We start from the raw sequence: 18,421 nt of genomic DNA, 5'->3' as shown, positions 1-18,421 counted from the left end.
ATTTTGCATCTTTTGCATCATATCTTTTGATCGGTTTTGCCTGCTGTGGATATATTTGTTCATCGATGCAAACCAACTTAAAACCACCAATCAAATGAAAAGAACTTTACATCTGGTTTTGGCTGTTGCCGCACTGACTCTGGTCGCGTGCGGCGAGGCTGAGGAGAACAACCATGGGTTGAAGTACGACTCCCTGGATGTTAATTTCTCTGCCACGAAGGCCGGAAGTGAGTGGTCCGAAGACGACGTTGTCGGTGTTCGGGCGACCTGCACGCGGAACGGAACGGAGAATGTCCTGATGAGTGCGAATGATCCGGCCTGTTTCACTCCGGTTGCTGCGTCGCAACAGGCCTATCTGGTGAAGAAGAGCGATGGTGACAACATCATTGCCCGGTCCGGAGACCACAATTATCGTTTCTACGCCTATACGCCTTACGACGCTTCGATCAAGGATCTCTCCAAACTTCCGGCGAGCATCCCGGACGAAGTGGTATTCGGAGAGCCGTTGCAGAGCCTGTATGTAGCCGAAGCCTCTGTGACCGGTGTTGTGGCACCCGTGGCGATGGATTTCCAAACGCCTTCCTGCCTGCTCACCCTGGAGATCCCGGACGACATCGTTGCCATGTCGAACACCGTTCTGAAAAAAATGGTCGTCAAGGCTTCCGGGGATCATCCGTTGACCTCGGATATCGCCTATGAGGCGACCTATGATATTTATACGGGAAAAACAACGGTGGTCAACGGCTCCGGAGCCCGGGAGATTACGATGGATTTCGGTGCGAACGGCTATGAACTCTCGGCAGGATATACGCCGGTGACGGTGCTGATCGCCCCCTTTACCGTGCCGGAAGGGGGCTTGCGTGTGGAGTTTACCGATGTCGACGGTGCGACGAACACCGTTCCGCTGCTGGCCAACCAGGCCGGTACGTCGTATGCGGCCGGTGAGGTCATTTCACAGACCCTGAGTTCGTCCAGCGACGGCATCATACCTTGTACGTCTCCCGTCGAGTGGCCGATCGGCTATCGGGACGGTGTCGGCGTATTCAATACGACGACCCAGCCGCTCTGGATGACCGACCATATCTGGACGGCCAGCCAGCCTCAGGCGACCATGACCTACGAGGTGTCGGAGGACAACCCCGCACCTGTCAAGATCGAGGTGAACAACTTCGTTCAGTACAACTACAGCTCGGGATGTGTCAAGGGCTCGTGGACGGGCGACTATTTCGAGTTTGACGTTCCGGTTCGGAACTTCAAGGCCGGCACGGAGGTGACGCTGACCCTGCCGACCTACGGACGCGGCGCCCCGTTGTTCTGGGATGTCTACTACCTCGACGGTGAGGAGTGGAAATGCGACCGCTCGTCGCATACTTCGCCCGACGGACAGTTCACGATGACGTCGACGCTGATGATCGAACACGGTAATCGGGACGGCAGTTTCGAGGGTATCAAGTACGAAGTCAAGATGCGCTTCGAGAATGCCATCCAGAGCGGACACCTGAAGATCCGTTTCCAGGTGGCGCATGGCGGATACATTACCAACCCTGCGGGCGCCTATTCGACGGCGTGCCGCGAGCTGACGGCCGAAGAACGGAAGACGTTCGATATCGGTGCTACATTGTTTGCGTTCGTGAACAAATCCGGCAACGTGAACTCCGTCAAGATTGAATGGTAAACAGTTTAATGAAGGAACCCGTTATGAAAAGCATATTCAGCAAGATATTGTATGTATTGGTCCTCTTGGCGGTATCGCTGCCGGCCATGGCTCAGCGCAACGTCATTACCGGTGTGGTTTATGATGAGTCGGGGCTTCCGTTGACCGGCGCTTCGGTGATTGTCGAAGGCACAAACCGGGGCGTGACGACCGATTCGTATGGAAAATACCGGATCGAAGCTGCGCCCGAAGAGGCGCTGATCTTTAATTTCCTGGGCTATCGGAGCCAGAAATTCAAGGTGGGGGCCTCCACCGTCCTGAATGCCGAGATGGTGCCGGAATCCCAGATACTCGATGAACTGGTCGTCGTCGGTTACGGCGTGCAGAAGAAGGTGAATGTGACCGGTTCGGTCTCGACGGTGGATTATGAGGAGTTGTCGCAGTCCCGTCCCGCTACCACGACGTCGGGACTGTTGCAGGGTGTGAGCGCGGGTCTGTATGTCTCGCAGACCTCCGGAAAACCGGGCAGCGAAGGGGTTTCGATGCGGATTCGCGGCGTGGGAACGCTCAATGATGCCGCGCCGCTGGTCATTGTGGACGGTTTCGAGGGAACCATCAATAATGTGAATCCGCAGGATATCGCCTCGATTTCGGTCTTGAAGGACGCCGCCTCCTGCGCCATCTATGGAAACCGCGGAGCCAACGGCGTGATCCTGATTACGACCAAAACGGCCAAGGAGGGTCGCTTTAATATCGAGTATACCGGCATGGTGGCCTATCAAGAGCCGGAACACTATTTCGATGTCATTTCGAACTATGCCGACTACATGGAAATCATGAACGAGTCGGCCTGGAATGTCGGCAAGGCCAATGTGTTCAGCCAGACGATGATCGACCTGTGGCGCGAAAAGGAGAAGACTCCCAACGGCATTGCCGATTCGGGCTATCCGAACTATGTGGCCTATCCCAACGTGGACTGGATGGAGGCGATCTTTACCCCTTCGGTCTATCAGAAGCATTCGATCTCGGCCAGCGGCTCGACGGAGCGTATCAAATATCTCATGTCGGTGTCGTATATGGACAATCCGGGCGTAATCGACAATTCGACAGTGACGCGGACCTCCTACCGGTTCAATCTCTCGTCGGACGTGACCGAATGGCTCGAAGTCGGGGCACGGATCTATGGGTACCGTTCGGATACGGAGCTGGCGGACATCTCCGGGTCGATGACCCTGCTTTCGCGGGGCGTCCCCTGCATCTATCCCTACTACGACGGGAAATACGGCTGGATGGAGAACCCCGAGCAGAGTTCCGAGTCACGCAACAACCTCTATTTTTTCAACCGTTACAAAGGTTCGAATATCACGCATTACAACAATACGACCGCCTTTGTCAATGTCAAACTGCCGTGGAACATTCGTTACCATGCGTCGTTCAATTACTCCTGGAGGGATGCCCTGCAGAAGCAGCATCCGACCTTGGGTGATGCCTATTCGTTCAGCCGCGACGAGGTGGCCTACAGCTATAACGACCTGAGCAAGTTATATCTGACCTACACGCAGACCCACACTGGAAGATGGGAGTTCCAGACGACGCTCGACTGGGCCGGAACATACGGGAAACACGATATCTCGGCCATGGCCGGTTTCGAGGCTTACTACCTCAACGACCAGAGTTTCGCATCGACCAAGACCGGCTTCGAAAACAATGTCCTGGAGGAAATGGACAACGTCCTGGAAGCAACCTCGATCTCCGGATCCCAGACGGATTATGCCGCAGCCTCGGTTTTCGGCCGGGTCACGTACTCCTATGCGGACAAATATCTGGCCGAGGTCAATCTCCGTTATGACGGTTCGTCGCGTTTTGCCCGCCAATCCCGGTGGGGACTCTTCCCCTCGTTCTCGGCCGGATGGCGCATCTCGCAGGAGGATTTCCTGAAGGGTACCTGGGTCGACAATCTGAAATTGAGACTCTCCTGGGGCAAGTTGGGCAACAACTCGATCGGAAACTATGACTATTTGTCGACTTATGCCTCGGGCTATTCCTATCCGTTTGGCGGGAAATTGGCTTCGGGGGCCGTGTCGACCCTGTCGAACGATCTGCTGGAGTGGGAAACGACGACCTCTTTCGACGTGGGTCTGGAGTTCGCCACGCTGAAAAACCGACTGACGTTCGAAGCTGACTATTATGACAAGCAGACCGACGGCATTCTCTACAAGGCTCCGGTTTATGCGACCATCGGCAACAAGAGCGCACCTTATCAGAACCTTTGCGGGGTTTCGAACCGGGGCTTCGAATTTACGATCGGATGGCGTGATCAGGTGAAGAATTTCCGCTACGGCATTTCGGCCAACTTTACCCGGAACTGGAACAAGGTGACCAAATACAACGGTCGGCTCAAGGCCGGCTGGGTGACCGACGCCAACGGTGTGCGGAGTTATGTCACCAACATCGGCGATGTCTCTACGGTGGTCGATGCGGCACGCCGTACGATCGAAGGCCGGCTCATCAACGAGTATATCCTGGTCAACACCTATTCGGGTGACGGCTCCTACTTCTTTGCGGACGGGTCTGTGAATCCGGCGGGAGGTCCGCGGGACGGAATGATCCGCACGCCGGATGATATGACCTGGTTGGAGGCCATGGTGGCTGCGGGCAACTCGTTCCTTCCGAACCAGCATATCGCCAAGGACGGAATCTGGTATGGTGACTACATTTACGAGGATGCCAACGGTAACGGCGTTTACGGTGACTCGAACGACTACACGTTCCAGAATGTCAGCCAGACGCCCAAGTATTACTACGGCTTCAACATCGAACTCGGCTGGAAAGGGATTGATTTCTCGGCCCGCTTTGCCGGAGCTGGCGGCGGAGCCCGTTACTGGAGATACGTGGGTTACAACGCCTATTCGACGGATCCCAAGTTTACGCTGCCTTACGAAATAGCCTACGACCACTACTTCTTCGACCCGGAGAATCCGGATGATCCCCGGACCAATCTTACTTCGAAGCACGGACGTTTGACCATGAACTACGGCTCGGAACAGAACGGTGCCAATATCTATTCGACCCTGTTCCTCTACAAGACGGACTATCTGAAACTGAAGAACCTCACCATCGGCTATACGCTTCCCGAGCGTCTGACGCGGAAGGTCGGAATCGGATCGCTGCGGATCTTCCTGACGGGTGACAATCTCTTCACGATTACGGATTATCCCGGGATCGATCCGGAATTCACGGACAACATGAACTATTACGCCAATCTGCGGCAATATACGATTGGTCTGAACATCAAATTCTAATGCATACGGGTATGAAAGCTCTCAAAATATCGATTCTTGGTGCGGGACTTCTGTCGTTGATTTCGTGCAACGAATTTCTGGACCGTTATCCCTACAGTGAGAACAGCTCCTCGACCATGTTTTCCTCGGCGACGTTGGCCGAAAGTGTGGTGACGGGGGTCTATTCCAACCTGCTCTACGATTACAATTCGACGGACCGTTCCGTCCTGAACTGGGATTCGTTCTCTTCGGTCATGGACCCGCAGGAGGGAATCGTCAACCTCGATTACAACTACCTTTTTGGGACGCTGCAGCCGAACAATTCGATGTTCCAGACCTATTGGAAACGTTTCTACGAGGGGATCAACCGGGCCAATGATGTGATCGAGAACATCGGCCGGGTGCCGGACATGTCCGATGCGACGAAGGCGAAGCGCATTGCCGAGTGCAAGTTCCTGCGGGCCTATCACTATTATCGCCTGAATGCGCTGTGGCGCGGGGTCCCCTATTACGATCGGAACCTGGCTCCGGACGAGTATCGCCTGGGCCGCTCGTCGGAAGAGGAGATTTGGAAACTAGTCGTGAAGGACTGCACTGATTGCATTGATTGCTCCGAGATTCCCGATCGGTATGTGGCCGGGAACGCCGATTACGGACGCGTGACCAGGGGCGCTGCTTATGCACTGCGCGGCAAGGCCTACATGTGGCTTAAGCAGTACGATCTGGCCGAGGAGGATTTCGATAAGGTGGGAGACTGCGGATACGATCTTTACCCCGGTTCCTATGAAAGCCTCTTCACCGAAACCAACGAAAAGTGCGAGGAGATGGTTTTCTCGGTGCAGATGGTGGAAGAGGAGGGGCAGGGCAACGCTTTCTCGAACAACTACGGCAATTATTGCACGGTGGGCTACGGCAAGTATCAGCACTATCTGAATGTGAATTTCATCGACTCCTTTGAGGAGATCGACGGGAAACCGTTCAGTTGGGACGATTACTTCCCGGGATACAGCTCGATGACGCCCGAGGCCCGCAGCGTCTACTTCCTGCGCAACGGGTTGACCGATACGGAGAAGACGGCGATGAACACCTACGGGGCCGACATGTCGAAATACGATGCTTCGGGCAATGAGGCGCGCCTGCGTGCGGCGTATGAGAATCGGGACCCGCGTCTTGCCGCTATTGCGATCACGCCCTATTCGACCTATGACGGCGGAGCCTCGGGATCGGTCGTGACCTATACGAGCCGCTACCCCTATCGGGACTGGCAGGCACCAAGCCTGGACCTGCGCTACGGGAACAATGCCTATATGCTTTACCCGATCCGCAAGTTCGTGACCAAGGGACGCGAGTATACCAACATCGGTTACAACCCGGTGGATGTCCCGATCATCCGTTATGCCGACGTGTTGCTGAGTCTGGCCGAGGCGGTTAACGAACAGGGGCGTTGGCAGGAGGCGGTTTCCTATGTGAACCGGGTCCGCAACCGGGCCGGAGTCGCCTTGCTCAATGCTCCCGGAAATACGAATACCAAGGTGTCGGGGGTTGAGGAGATGAGGGTCCGCATCCGCAATGAAAAGAAGTGGGAACTGGCCTGCGAAGAGCAGCTCTATTTCGAGGAGTTGAGATGGGGAACTTGGAAGACGGACAAGTTTGTTGCCAAGAACGGCCTGCAGAATGTTTGGGGTGCCCCCGTCTATACCTATATTTGGGGCGGTGACGCCTACCTGAAATGGGCCATCCCGCAATCGGAAGTTGAAAAAAATACGAATATCAAGCAAAATGAAGGTTGGAATTAAAAATCGAACTTGCGGCATGTTGGGAGTGCTGTGTGTGCTTGCGTTGACCCTTTCCTGTACGAAAGAGACACAGGGCGGAGACCATGGTAGTCAGGGTGGAGGAACGCAGACGAGTCTGGAACTGACCGAATTCACCCGCCTGAACCGTGGGGAATCCGAAATCAATTCCCATGCGGATGACTGGGACCGTTCCACCGTGAAAATGGATTATCGCTCCTACATCGAACTGGGGGCGGCCAACAATGTTTATCTGCCGACCTATGCGCGGATCCGGACCTTGCGCGACGGAAGCTATATTCTGACCTGGCAGGATGCCGTGGGAGTGAATGGAAACGGCGAGAATACGTATTATGCACTGAGCCGCGATTTGAAGAACTGGGTCTACATGGGATATCTGTGGCAGGGGCAGAACGTCTACAACGGGTTGGGAAAACCGGACGTACGCCGATTTACTAATGCCAATACCCTTCAGTTGGCGAATGGCGAACTGCTGGCTGTGGCCAGTTTCAGTACGGTGAATACCTACAGCAATCCGAATTATACGGCGGAACAGGGGATTGTCGTCAAACAGAGCCAGGATGGGGGTTATACCTGGTTCGGCGAAAAGGAGATCTATCACGGACCCTGCTGGGAGCCGCATCTGATCGAGCTGCCCTCGGGTGAGATCCAGTGCTTTTTCTCGGAGAGTCGTCCGTGGACCAGCGGCAGCCACTCGGGAACGGACATGCTGCGGTCGATTGACGGCGGGGAGACCTGGGAGCCGGCCTTGGGAGAATCAGCCTATCGCGTAATGCGCAAGCATTGGTGGAATGCCCAGAAGAACATGTGGTGCTATACCTATCAGATGCCGGTGGGTATCATCCTGAACGAATCGAACCGCTTCGCCTTTGCCATGGAGAGCTGCAATCAGCGGGTGGTGAACGCTTCGGGCGGTTACAGCGACCAGTTCTCGATCGCCATGGTCTTTTCCCATGAAGACGGCACCTGGGATTATCTGGAAGGGGATGAAATTACCCCGAAAGAGCGTCGTATCGACAGTGTCGTTATGCGTGGCGCGGCGCCCTATCTGGTGCAGTTCCCTTCGGGCGAGACGTTGTTGGCCTATGGCGGTAGGGATTCGCGGCAGCATTTCCGGATCGGGAATGCTACGGCTACGGAGTTCGGGGCAACAGACCTGCCGGCCTTGCCCGATGTGGGTTCCTGGGGAGGACTGGATTTGACGGACTCGCATACGGTGCTCTCCAGTATGCGCGATTCGCGGGACGGAGCAGACAATGCAACCATCGCATTGGCCCGGTTCCATCTGAATCATTCGATTCGGGCGACATCCCGTCAGGTGGCGCTCGATGGTGACGATTCCGAGTGGGCGGAGAGCGATGAGGCTCTTTTTGTCGGCTCCCGTTGCCAAGCTCAGGCCACCCTGCGCTGCTCGGCGGATGCGGAGAACCTCTATTTCCTGGTGGAGGTCTTCGACGAGAGTCTCTCCTCCACGGATTTTGCCTACATCCTGCTCTCTCCGGACAATGATACCGAAAACCTTTCGGCCAAATCTCGCCGAATCCGTTTCGGATATGACCGGATCAAGAGTACGGACCAATATGCCGGAGGGTGGCGCGAGGCTGATTTCGGGATATCGTATGCCGGGGCCTTCGACGGTACTCCGACGGACAAGACGGATCAGGATAACGGTTTTCGGGCCGAGATCGCCGTACCCCGCAGTTCGATTGAACTGGTCAATGGACGGGTGTTGGTCAACTTCGGATATTTTGATGCGGCGGCCAATGTCGAGGATGTCCTTTGCGATGCCAGCAATACGTCCAAATGGCTTTCCATTCAGGTAGATTGAGCCTCAGATTGCGATTGAATTAAAAAACGACGGATTATGAATAAAAAAATCTTATTTTTAGCGACTTCGATTCTTTTTCTGGCGGCTTCGTGCTGCAAAGCCCCGGTAGTGGCCGAACGCTGGTCGGCCGAACGGGCCAATCAATGGATGGCGGACAAGGGCTGGATCGTGGGGTGTGATTATGTGCCCTCGACGGCCATCAACCAGATCGAAATGTGGCAGGCCGAGACCTTTGATCCCGAGACGATCGACCGTGAACTGGGGTTTGCGGAGGGGTTGGGATTCAATACGGTGAGGATCTTCTTCTCCAATCTCGTCTACACGGCGGATCCTGCGGGATTCAAGGAGCGTTTCTCTCAGTTCCTGGAGCTGTGCGACAAGCACGGGATCCGGGCGCTGCCGACCTTCTGGACGAACGGGGGAAAATGTATCGATCCGCATCTGGGCAAACAACCCGATGCCGTACGCGGGAACCACAACTCGCAATGGGTGATGACCCCCGGCGCCGACTATGTGAATGATCCGATCCGTTGGGGAGAACTCGAAGCCATGGTCAAGGATCTGATCGGCAGCTATGCCGACGATGAGCGAATCCTCTTGTGGTGTCTGTACAATGAGCCCGAAAACCATCGCCGGGGTGTGACCAATTCCGTGCCGTTGATGAAGGCTACCTTCGAGTGGGCGCGCTCCTGCAACCCCTCCCAGCCGTTGACGGCTCCGCTGTGGCGTGAGGTCGGCGTTCCTGGAACGAGCCTTCCAGAGGTGACTTTTGCTCTGGAAAACAGCGACGTGATCAGCTTCCATTGCTATGCGAGCGGAACCGTTCTCGAAAAGTTCATCAAGACTCTGCTTCCCTATGGCCGACCGATGGTCTGCACGGAATACATGCGACGTCCGATCTCGACCTTCGAGGAGGCGATGCCTATCTTTAAGAAATACAATGTCGGGGCGATCAATTTCGGATTGACGGCCGGGAAATGCAACTTCCATTATCCGTGGAACAAGGTCGATGAGAAAGGCCGGTCGATCCCCTGGGCTGAAGAGCCTGAGGTGTGGTTCCATGACATCCTCCATGCCGACGGTACGCCGTGGAACGAGGAGGAGGTGGCCTTCATCCGGCGTATGACGGGCGTTGCCGAATGATGTTCCGTCGTTCGGAATCTTAACAGAAGTTCAGGTATAGAAAAAAGAGCCGACCAGGAGCCTGATCCCGTGCGGAGGGGGTGCCGATCAAGCCAATCGGCACCCCCTCAGGGCGGCCCATGCCCGAACCCTACTCGATTCGCAATGAAAAATAATGGAAAAAATGAATATGAACAGATTGATAATGAAGTCTCTGTCGGTGATTCTCCTGCTTGCTTCGGGCGTTTCGTGCCAGAAGCAGGAGGCGATGGACGACGGTGGCGGAACTCGCGGATTTGTTATCCGGGCGTCGCTTGAGGAGGGCGCTGCGGACACCCGAACCTCGATGTCCCCGAATGAGGACGAAACGAGTTATGCCGTCTTCTGGAACGAGACGGACTGCATCTCTGTCAATGGAATTGCTTCCGAGTCAATCTCCATCCAGGAGGACCGCCGCTCGGCGGAATTTACCTTCCTGAAGGGGTTTGAGTCGACCTTGTATGCGGCATATCCTGCGTCGGTTGTTTCGAAGTACGAATCCGGCGCATTGACGCTCCTTCTGCCGAACGTTCAGACCTGGAGCGAATCCGATCAGTTCGATCCTGCGGCTGCCGTCATGCTCGCCCAGGCTGCCGACGGGGCTTCGCTCCGGTTCCGGCACGCCATGGCCTATTTGCGGGTGACGCTCTCCGAAGCCTCGGATCCGGAACCTATCGCTGCGGTGGTACTGTCTGCCAACGACGGGTCGGCCCTGTGCGGAGCCTTTCAGGCAACGTATGGCTCTGATCTCTGGACGTTGACGCCGCAGGAGAGTGCCGCGTCTCAGGTCGAGTTGCGCTGCGGGACACAGGGCGCTCCGCTGGGATCCCGGATGGTGATCGCTATCCCGGCAGGGGAATATGCCGCCGGTCTGACGGTGCAGGTCAAAGACGTATCGGGGGACTATCAGGTCCGCAAGAGCGTCAACGCCTTTACGGCAACGGCCGGTCGGATTTATGACATGAGCTTCGCCTTCGAGCCGGAGGGTGGCACCTCATCGAACGATATCTTCAGTGTCTCGGATTGGGAGCTCTTTGCCGAGAAGATCGCTGCGGGAGAAACTTTTGAAGGTCAGACCGTCAATCTGATGGCGGATCTTACTGTTCCGGAGTATTTCGCCTATGCCAACGGAACGTTCGAAGGGACGTTTGAGGGAAATGGCAAGACGATGACGGCCGGGGCGAACGTGTGGCCTCTCTTTGCGACGGTTGGTGAAAAGGGGGTCGTCCGGAATCTGAATTTCGACGGGGCGTTCACCACTATGGCCAATCCGGCCTCGGCAGGCAACGCCGTTATCGCCAAAGTCAACCTGGGCGTGATCCGGGATTGCACCAACTCCGCCGATACGGAGGTGACCGTATCCGGCTCTCTGATCTTCGGGACGCTTGTCGCTCAGAATGGCGGGACTCTGGAGCGGTGTATCAACTATGGCAATGTGACCGTCACGCAGACGGCTTCGGCCTCCAGCGGATTCTATGGCGGGGGCCTGGCGGCGATCGGCCATACGGTGCTCGGAACCGCAACGGCAACGCAGCTCGATGTCGATGAGACGTGTCGTGCGGGCAACTTTGTCGATTGCGAGAATCATGGCAACTTGACGATCCAGTGTGCCGGAGCCGCACCGATCCGGTCGGGATTCGGCGGAATCTGCGGCATCGTCTACATGAACGGAGTCCGCTTCACGGGCTGCGAGAACTACGGGGACGTCATCCGGACCGACGACGCGGACAAAGCGGCCTCCAACAATGGCTCGGCGACGGTGGGTGGTATTCTCGGCCGCAGTGCGGCGTGGTTTACCACGGCGGCGGGTGACAGCAGGGCACTCGATGTCGAGGTCAACGGTTTTGATACGCGCTATGAGAATTGTGTGAACGAAGGCACCGTTCAGGTTTCGTGCCGACACAGCGGAGGCATCATGCCGAACTCTTCGGGGGCCCGGCTCGATGCTGCCGGAGGTATCGTGGGTGCAGCCATCGGAGTTGGCGACCAGCTCCAGCGCATCGTCTCCTGTCACAACAAGGGTGCCGTTGTTGGCGGATGGACTACGGCCGTGAATACGACGGCGCTGGGCGGTCTTGTTGGTCTGGCAACCGGAACCGAGATCACGGGCTCTACCTCTTCCGGCGATGTCCGTTCCGTAGATGCAACTTACTACATCGGGGCTGCGGGTGGTGCCGTGGGCTTTGCCCGCCGGGATGTAACACTTGCCGGCGACTGCCTCATTCAGAGCCGGATCGAGGCCTGGACTCCTTCGGGCAAATCCCTTCTGACCGGGCTTCTGTTCGGCAATGTCGTGACCGCTGCAACCGCATCCGATACGCAGGTGGCGGGCGAGATCTCTGAAGATGGAGTGTCGGCGGGTGTCGGGGCCGACAATTTCTCGGGATTCCTGGCCGATCCCGCTTCGAATGTACAACCGACCACTTCAAATATTGTGTGGTATGAAGAATAGATGCTGTAACTGGATGGTGCTGAGCCTGCTGGCGCAACTGGTGATCCTTCTGTCGCCGGGCTGCAGCAAAGAGGATACCTTGGTCGAAATAACCGACTGGGCGGCAACGGAGAATGTCTCTGCCGGGGAATCGGCAAAATACCTGACTTTCTTCGAAAAGGCTTCGGAGGAGATGGATTATTGTCGTGCACTCACCTGTACGGATGCGGGTCTGGAGGTTGTTCTGCAAAGCAACGCCTCGATCACCTTGCCTGCCGGAACCCCTTATCTGGCCTTGTCTCCAGAGGGCCGGCTGGTGCATTACGCCGCGGGAACCGCTGCGGCAGAGGAGCTCGATATCGAACTGAACGTACGCGATACCTGGTATGAGGCTCCGACGCTTGCCGTTTCCGCCGACGGCTTCTTGATTGTGGCCGGTCGTGAGACCGACATCGTGTCGACCGGACGATGCGTCATGGATTGCGGCAAATATGTTTATTACTATGCGGGGAGCAGCGTTGTTCCGGTGGCGAGCGAGATCCGCGAACGGTTCAACCCGCCGCTGCCCAAGGACCGGGGATTGCTCAAGGTGCTCTTCGTCGGCAACAGTTTCAATGTGGATGCCACAGCGCACCTGCCGGGAATCCTCACGGCCGACGGAACGCAGCGCGTCCTCATAGGGCGGGTCTATCACGGAGGCTGTACGCTGCCGCAATACGATGATAACTACGAGGCTGATCGTTTCTGCTCGTATCGGACTTGGCGCCCGGGCGAAAAGGACTGGGACGGCGACGAGGAGTATGACACGAACCTAAAATATGCCGTCGAAGCCGAGGATTGGGATGTCGTGACCTTCATGGAGTACACGGGCAACAGTTGCTGCTGGTCTTGGACCGAGGAGGAGAAGGGACATATCAATTCGTTGATCGATCGGGTCTTTGCAGCGCATCCGGAGAAGCGTCCCACCGTATTGTTCATGTTGACGCAGACCTTTGCGGCACAGTCTGATTTAGTGGCTACCTATTTCGATTCGGATCAGATGAAGATGTATGAGACTATCACGGACTTTGCGCAGCAGGTGCTGGATGGTACCTGCATCGACGATGTGATCGCCACGGGAACCTGCATCCAGAATCTGCGGACATCGAGTCTGAACGATGATCCGGTTCAGGATCTCTCCCGGGATGGTTTCCACCTCGACTACGGGGTCAGCCGTTATGCGGCAGCCTGCACCATCTTCTATACGCTCTTCGAGCCGTGCCTTAGACTCGATCTCTCGGGCAATACCTACCGATACGATGTGAAGCTGGAGCATTCCACGGCGCATTCCATCCCGGTGACGGACGAAAATGTCGAGATCTGCCGCCATGCAGCCCATGCGGCCGCGGATCATCCGCTGACACTTACCGATATGAGTTTGTATTGATATGAAAAGGATATTTGCAAGTCTGTTCATGGTGCTGGCATTGGCATCATGTTCCAAGGAGGGGGAGGTCCGGGAGATCTATCTCCCGCAACAGATCGGTTTCGTGCTGTCCGATGCGGCGGGTGCCGTCACGGAGGGCATGGAGATGGGTGTGACGGCAACGTGCCGACGCAACGGAGGTACGGTCTCGCTGACCGAAGGCCGTGTGGCGAAGTACGTCGCAAAGGTCTCGGCCGACGGGGTGTCGCTGGTGCCGAAGAGCGATGCCGACCGCATCTGTGCCAGTTACGGCGACGCCGGGTTGCATTATACGGTGTTCAGCCCCTATTCCGAAACGGGATTCGAGGAGATTCGCGTCTCGCAGAACCAAACCTACGGCCAGAACCCGGTTCGGGCCGTCTATGGGGAGACGTTCATGGAGCAGGTGATCGAAACGGTGATGATTCCCGTCTCGGAACGCCCGCTGTGTTCGATTCTCGCACTGGAGATTCCGGCCGATCTGGTGGCTGAAAAGAGCGTCACGTTGGCCGAATTGTCGCTCCTCGGCGTAATGATGGATTTCGGCGAAGGACTGACGCTCGACCAGGCGCAGATTGTGCCTGTTGCCGTCGAACCCTTCACCGTCCCGTCGGGCGGCATCCCGGTCGGCTTCCGCACGACGGAGGGTGAGTCGCTCTCCTCCACGATCCTCTCCGGGACGGCTGATGCCGGACTCTCCGTGAGGGCGGGAGAGACGCTGTCGGCTTATGTTCCGTCAGCCGATCCGTTCCTACCCTGTGAATTCCCGGTTAGCTTCCCCCTGGGCCGGAATCCGTCCGCCCGTATCGGCTATTATAATTACAGCGACGACCAGCCGGAGTGGAACAATCAGGGAATCTGGCATTGCTTTGCCCAGAAACAGGTCTATGCGACGTGGAATCAGGTTTCGGCACCCAGTGCAACGCTCTATCAGAGACGTGAACTGATCAATACGGGCGACATTGGCTCGATCGGCGTGAAGGGAATCTGGACCGGGGATTATTTCGAGTTCGTATTCCCCGTCGGAGCGCTCGATGCCGGGAGTGTGGTCTCCTTCGAAGCTCCGTTCTATGGGCGTCAGCAACCGGTCTTCTGGACCGTGGAGTGGTTTGATGGCGGCGAATGGAAACGAAAGGTTTCGGAGATCGAGGCTTGGGACGGAACCCGCTGCGAGGCCTCCTTTGCAATACGCCCGTATGGTTGTGTTGTCTCCTATTCGTTCGCGCTTGAGCATCCGATTCATCGCGGGTTGCTGAAGGTCCGGTTGATCTGTGCGGATGGCAGCCTGCAGGCCGATACCCAAAGCAATAGGGTCGTCAAGAGGGAACTCCCCTACAACGACGGCAAGATTTATCAGTCTCCCTTCTACTTCTATTGTGAAGGCTCCGGAGTGAATGCGTTCCTGTGGAGTGTCGCTCCGGGACCGGATGGCCCGGAGTCGGGAATGACCGAAGACCTGCAGGTGCAGGATCAGGTCTGGGAGTGGGAAAATTAATCAGAGAAAGGAAAACCAATAAACCATAACAGACAAAACAATGAAACGATTCTTATTGACTCTGGCCGTAACCGTAGCCTTGGTTCGTGTGGGTGCGGCTCAGGATGTCCGAGCCTATGAGGGTGCGATTACGCTTCCGACCTATCTCCTGGATCCGGCGGAAAAGGCCCCGATCTTTGAACGGGACTGGTCCTACCAGCGCGCCAAAAGAAGTGTCTATCCCTATCCGCTCAATGACAATATGACCCGTAAGAAGAAGGATGTGACCTACGATTGTCTCTATATGGAGAACGAGTATGTGAAGTTGTGCGTACTCCCGGAGATCGGAGGCCGGTTGTTGTATGCCGTCGACAAGACCAACGGTTACGACATCTTTTACCGGAACAGCGTGGTCAAGCCGGCCAATGTGGGAATGACCGGAGCGTGGATCAGTGGTGGCGTAGAGTGGAATGTCTTCCACCATCACCGCCAGACCAGCCATATTCCGTGTGACTGGCGGATTGTCGATAACCGCGACGGCTCGAAGACGATCTGGCTTGGCGAGACTGAGTATCGCCATCGGATGCAGTGGGCGATCGGAATCACGCTCCGTCCGGGGAAATCCTATATGGAGATCAGTGGACGCTTGATCAATTCCACTCAGAATAACAATTCGATGCTTTATTGGTCGAATGTATCGACGCTGGTCGACGAGAATTACCAGATTTGTTTTCCGCAGAGCACGGAGTTCGTGACGTTCCATTGTAAAAACTGGTTTGCACACTGGCCCGTTACGCATGAACCCTTCAACGATATGGACTTCTACAAGAATGGTGTGGATGCAAGCTGGTGGAAAAACCATTACATGAGCAACTCGATGTTCATCCATGACCAGAAGGAGGACTTTGTGGCCGGATATGACCACGGCCGTCATGCTGGCACGATGCTAGTCGGCAATCACAACATCATCAAGGGTGGCAAGTTCTGGCTGTGGGGCCCCAATTCCGAGTGGGACACCCGGATTCTTACTGATACGTCGGGCCATTATTGCGAGTTGATGGTGGGGGCCTACTCCGACAACCAGCCTGATTACAATTGGAGTTTCCCCTACGAGAGCAAGGAATTCACCCATTACTGGTATGGTATCCGGGACATGGGTGGCGTGAAGGCCGGTAGCCGCCACGCTGCGTTGAACCTGGACCGCCTGTCGTCGGACCGGGTTCTGGTGGGGGCCAATGCTACGGAAAAATATGCGAAACTGACCCTTGAACTGCGCCATGGGGATGAAGTTCTTTACACCCGCAGCGGTGCAATGTCTCCTGCCGAACCGATGGTTGATACGGTTGCCGTGGCAAGCGGGGTGGCAGATCACGAACTGACATTGGTCCTGAAGGACGAGAATGGAAACTGGATGCTCTCCTATACGCCGGTCCGCAAGGATGCGAACTCTCCGCTGCCCGAGATCGTTGAGCCGCCGTTGCTGCCTCATCAGATCGAAAACACGGAGGAGTGTTTTCTCGTGGGGCTTCGGAACCTGCAGTTCCACAACCCGTTCGTCAATCCGGTTGATTATTTTGAGGAGGTGCTCCGCCGGGATCCCTCGGACAGCCGGACCAATACCGTGCTGGGCTCCTACTATCGGATGAGGGGCGAATACGACAAGGCTGCGAAGTATCTTCGGACGGCGATTCGGCGTCTGACGAAGGATTATACCCGCCCGAAGGATGTCGAGGCGCTGTATAATCTGGGACTGATTCTTCAGATACAGGGCAAGCGCGAGGCTGCCTACGATACATTGTATCGGGCGACTTGGAATTATACGTATAATTCGGCGGCCAATACGCAACTGGCCCGGATGTATTCGGAGGAGAAGCGCTGGGGCATGGCTCTGGAGCGGCTCGATGAGGCAATCGCCTACAATGGCCGTAACTATACGGCGCTGAATCTGAAAGGTTCGGTCCTGAAGAGCCTGGGCCGGGATGCGGAGGCGCGGCAATGTTTCGACCGCGTGCTTGCCGACGATCCGATCAATGCCTATGCGCTGCATGAAACCGCTTCGCACGACGACTTCCGGCGCTTTATGCGCGAACAGCCGGAATCCTACCTCGAACTGGCCATTCAGTATTGGCACAATGGATTCACAGATACGGCCGTCAATCTGTTGAAGGAGATCGATGCCCGCGTGCCGTATCCGACCGTGAAGATGTATCTGGGCTATCTGACCGGTGAGGATCGCTATTTTGGCGAGGCCTTGTCGCTGCCGGTCGGTTACTGCGCGCCGTTCCGGCTTGAGACGGTCCCCGTTCTGGAGAAGGCTAAGTCGGTTTGCTCGGACTCTTCGCTGCCCTATTATTACCTCGGCAATCTGTATTACAACATTCAGCCCGACAATGCCATCCGGGAGTGGGAAAAGTGTGTGGCGATACAGCCGGACAACGATCTCGCCTGGCGGAACCTCGGCTGGGCCCATTGGCTGCATACGAAAGATTACGCCAAGTCGGCCGACTGTTATCGGAAAGCCATCGAGTTGAATCCCGATGCGGCGCTTTACCTGGAGGAGTGCGATCAGGTGCTGGAAGCCCTGGGGACTCCCGTTCAGGAACGCTATGATCTGCTCAAGAGCCACCATGCAACAGCCGAGAAACGCTATTATCCTTTGGCGCAGGAGGTCATAACGGGTACCTATGTCGGGGATTACGACTATGTGCTGGATCTTCTGGACCGGTGCTATTTCCCGACGCGGGAAGGGGTGGCCAACTTCCATGACAACTTTGTGGATGCGTTGATCCTGGCCGGCGAGGAGAAGATAGCGGAAGGTAAGGTCGAACAGGCCGTGACGCTTTACAAGAAGGCGTTTACCTATCCGGAGAATCATCAGGTGTTCCTCGTGGACGAGCGGGCCACGCACGATGCGCAGATCAACTATTGTCTCGGAGAGGCTTACGCCGCGCTTGGCCAGGATGCCGAGGCGGAAAAGTATTGGAAACTAGCCGCCGAACAGGATTATGAACTGAAGGGAAGCAAGGATTTCCGCTACTGGACGGGCCTTGCGCTGGAGCGTCTGGGCCGGAAAGCGGAGGCGGAGGCCATCTTCTCGGCGCTGGTTGCCGATGGCGAGGCTGCCGTTGTCACACAGCACGTTAATTTCTACGGAGCTGAAGGAACTACGGGCGTGACGGTCGATATTATCAACTCGGCGGCCTATTATACCCAGGCACTCGGTCATCTGGGACTCGGACATAGGGGGAAGGCGAAACGTCTCTTTGCCGAAGTGCAGCGCCTGAAGCCGGATCACCTCTGGGCAAACGAGTTCATGAAGCAGTTTGAAAAATAG

9 protein-coding genes are annotated in these 18,421 nt (G+C 56.3%); all 9 read left to right on the top strand.

Translation table 11 applies throughout. The annotated features are described in order from the left end of the window. Window positions 1–94: 94 nt before the first annotated feature. The 9 genes from BHV64_RS13165 to BHV64_RS13125 all read left to right on the top strand — a co-directional run bounded on the left by BHV64_RS13165 (window position 95) and on the right by BHV64_RS13125 (window position 18,421). Complete coding sequence (locus BHV64_RS13165; RefSeq protein WP_288116230.1) at window positions 95–1,675, top strand: fimbrillin family protein; 1,581 nt, start codon at window positions 95–97, stop codon at window positions 1,673–1,675. A gap of 23 nt (window positions 1,676–1,698) precedes the next feature. Then, window positions 1,699–4,956, top strand: coding sequence for a SusC/RagA family TonB-linked outer membrane protein (locus BHV64_RS13160; protein ID WP_288116228.1), 3,258 nt, complete (start codon window positions 1,699–1,701; stop codon window positions 4,954–4,956). Window positions 4,957–4,967: 11 nt separating this feature from the next. Next, on the top strand, window positions 4,968–6,731 hold the full coding sequence (locus tag BHV64_RS13155; RefSeq protein WP_229108296.1) for a RagB/SusD family nutrient uptake outer membrane protein: 1,764 nt from the start codon (window positions 4,968–4,970) through the stop codon (window positions 6,729–6,731). Between the two features lie 16 nt (window positions 6,732–6,747). Then, window positions 6,748–8,577 carry a sialidase family protein gene (locus BHV64_RS13150; protein WP_288116226.1) on the top strand — a complete coding sequence of 610 codons (1,830 nt, stop codon included), beginning with the start codon at window positions 6,748–6,750 and terminating at the stop codon, window positions 8,575–8,577. Window positions 8,578–8,613: 36 nt separating this feature from the next. After that, entirely contained in the window at window positions 8,614–9,720 is a 1,107-nt protein-coding gene (locus BHV64_RS13145) for a hypothetical protein (protein WP_276764017.1), read from the top strand. Window positions 9,721–9,874: 154 nt separating this feature from the next. After that, on the top strand, window positions 9,875–12,190 hold the full coding sequence (locus BHV64_RS13140; RefSeq protein ID WP_288116222.1) for a GLUG motif-containing protein: 2,316 nt from the start codon (window positions 9,875–9,877) through the stop codon (window positions 12,188–12,190). Beyond that, the gene (locus BHV64_RS13135; RefSeq protein ID WP_161603995.1) at window positions 12,180–13,595 is read left to right on the top strand and encodes a DUF4886 domain-containing protein; all 1,416 of its coding nucleotides are present in this window, start codon (window positions 12,180–12,182) and stop codon (window positions 13,593–13,595) included. Before BHV64_RS13140 ends, BHV64_RS13135 begins: the two co-directional genes overlap by 11 nt. A 1-nt stretch (window position 13,596) precedes the next feature. Continuing rightward, window positions 13,597–15,108: a hypothetical protein gene (locus tag BHV64_RS13130; protein WP_147513253.1), complete on the top strand. Its 1,512-nt coding sequence runs from the start codon at window positions 13,597–13,599 to the stop codon at window positions 15,106–15,108. Window positions 15,109–15,148: 40 nt separating this feature from the next. Beyond that, window positions 15,149–18,421 (top strand): DUF5107 domain-containing protein, encoded by a 3,273-nt coding sequence (locus tag BHV64_RS13125; protein WP_276769253.1) that lies wholly within the window; start codon window positions 15,149–15,151, stop codon window positions 18,419–18,421.

This window comes from Alistipes sp. 56_sp_Nov_56_25, from assembly GCF_001915285.1.
Classification (GTDB): domain Bacteria; phylum Bacteroidota; class Bacteroidia; order Bacteroidales; family Rikenellaceae; genus Alistipes; species Alistipes shahii.
The sequence above is the reverse complement of the archived record's forward strand: the minus strand, read 5'-3'. Positions and strand labels throughout refer to the sequence as shown.

Excerpts from the sequence above, each read along its gene's own strand:
- BHV64_RS13165 (WP_288116230.1), top strand. The coding sequence starts at position 95 with ATGAAAAGAACTTTACATCTGGTTTTGGCTGTTGCCGCACTGACTCTG.
- BHV64_RS13160 (WP_288116228.1), top strand. The coding sequence starts at position 1,699 with ATGAAAAGCATATTCAGCAAGATATTGTATGTATTGGTCCTCTTGGCG.
- BHV64_RS13155 (WP_229108296.1), top strand. The coding sequence starts at position 4,968 with ATGAAAGCTCTCAAAATATCGATTCTTGGTGCGGGACTTCTGTCGTTG.
- BHV64_RS13150 (WP_288116226.1), top strand. The coding sequence starts at position 6,748 with ATGTTGGGAGTGCTGTGTGTGCTTGCGTTGACCCTTTCCTGTACGAAA.
- BHV64_RS13145 (WP_276764017.1), top strand. The coding sequence starts at position 8,614 with ATGAATAAAAAAATCTTATTTTTAGCGACTTCGATTCTTTTTCTGGCG.
- BHV64_RS13140 (WP_288116222.1), top strand. The coding sequence starts at position 9,875 with ATGGAAAAAATGAATATGAACAGATTGATAATGAAGTCTCTGTCGGTG.
- BHV64_RS13135 (WP_161603995.1), top strand. The coding sequence starts at position 12,180 with ATGAAGAATAGATGCTGTAACTGGATGGTGCTGAGCCTGCTGGCGCAA.
- BHV64_RS13130 (WP_147513253.1), top strand. The coding sequence starts at position 13,597 with ATGAAAAGGATATTTGCAAGTCTGTTCATGGTGCTGGCATTGGCATCA.
- BHV64_RS13125 (WP_276769253.1), top strand. The coding sequence starts at position 15,149 with ATGAAACGATTCTTATTGACTCTGGCCGTAACCGTAGCCTTGGTTCGT.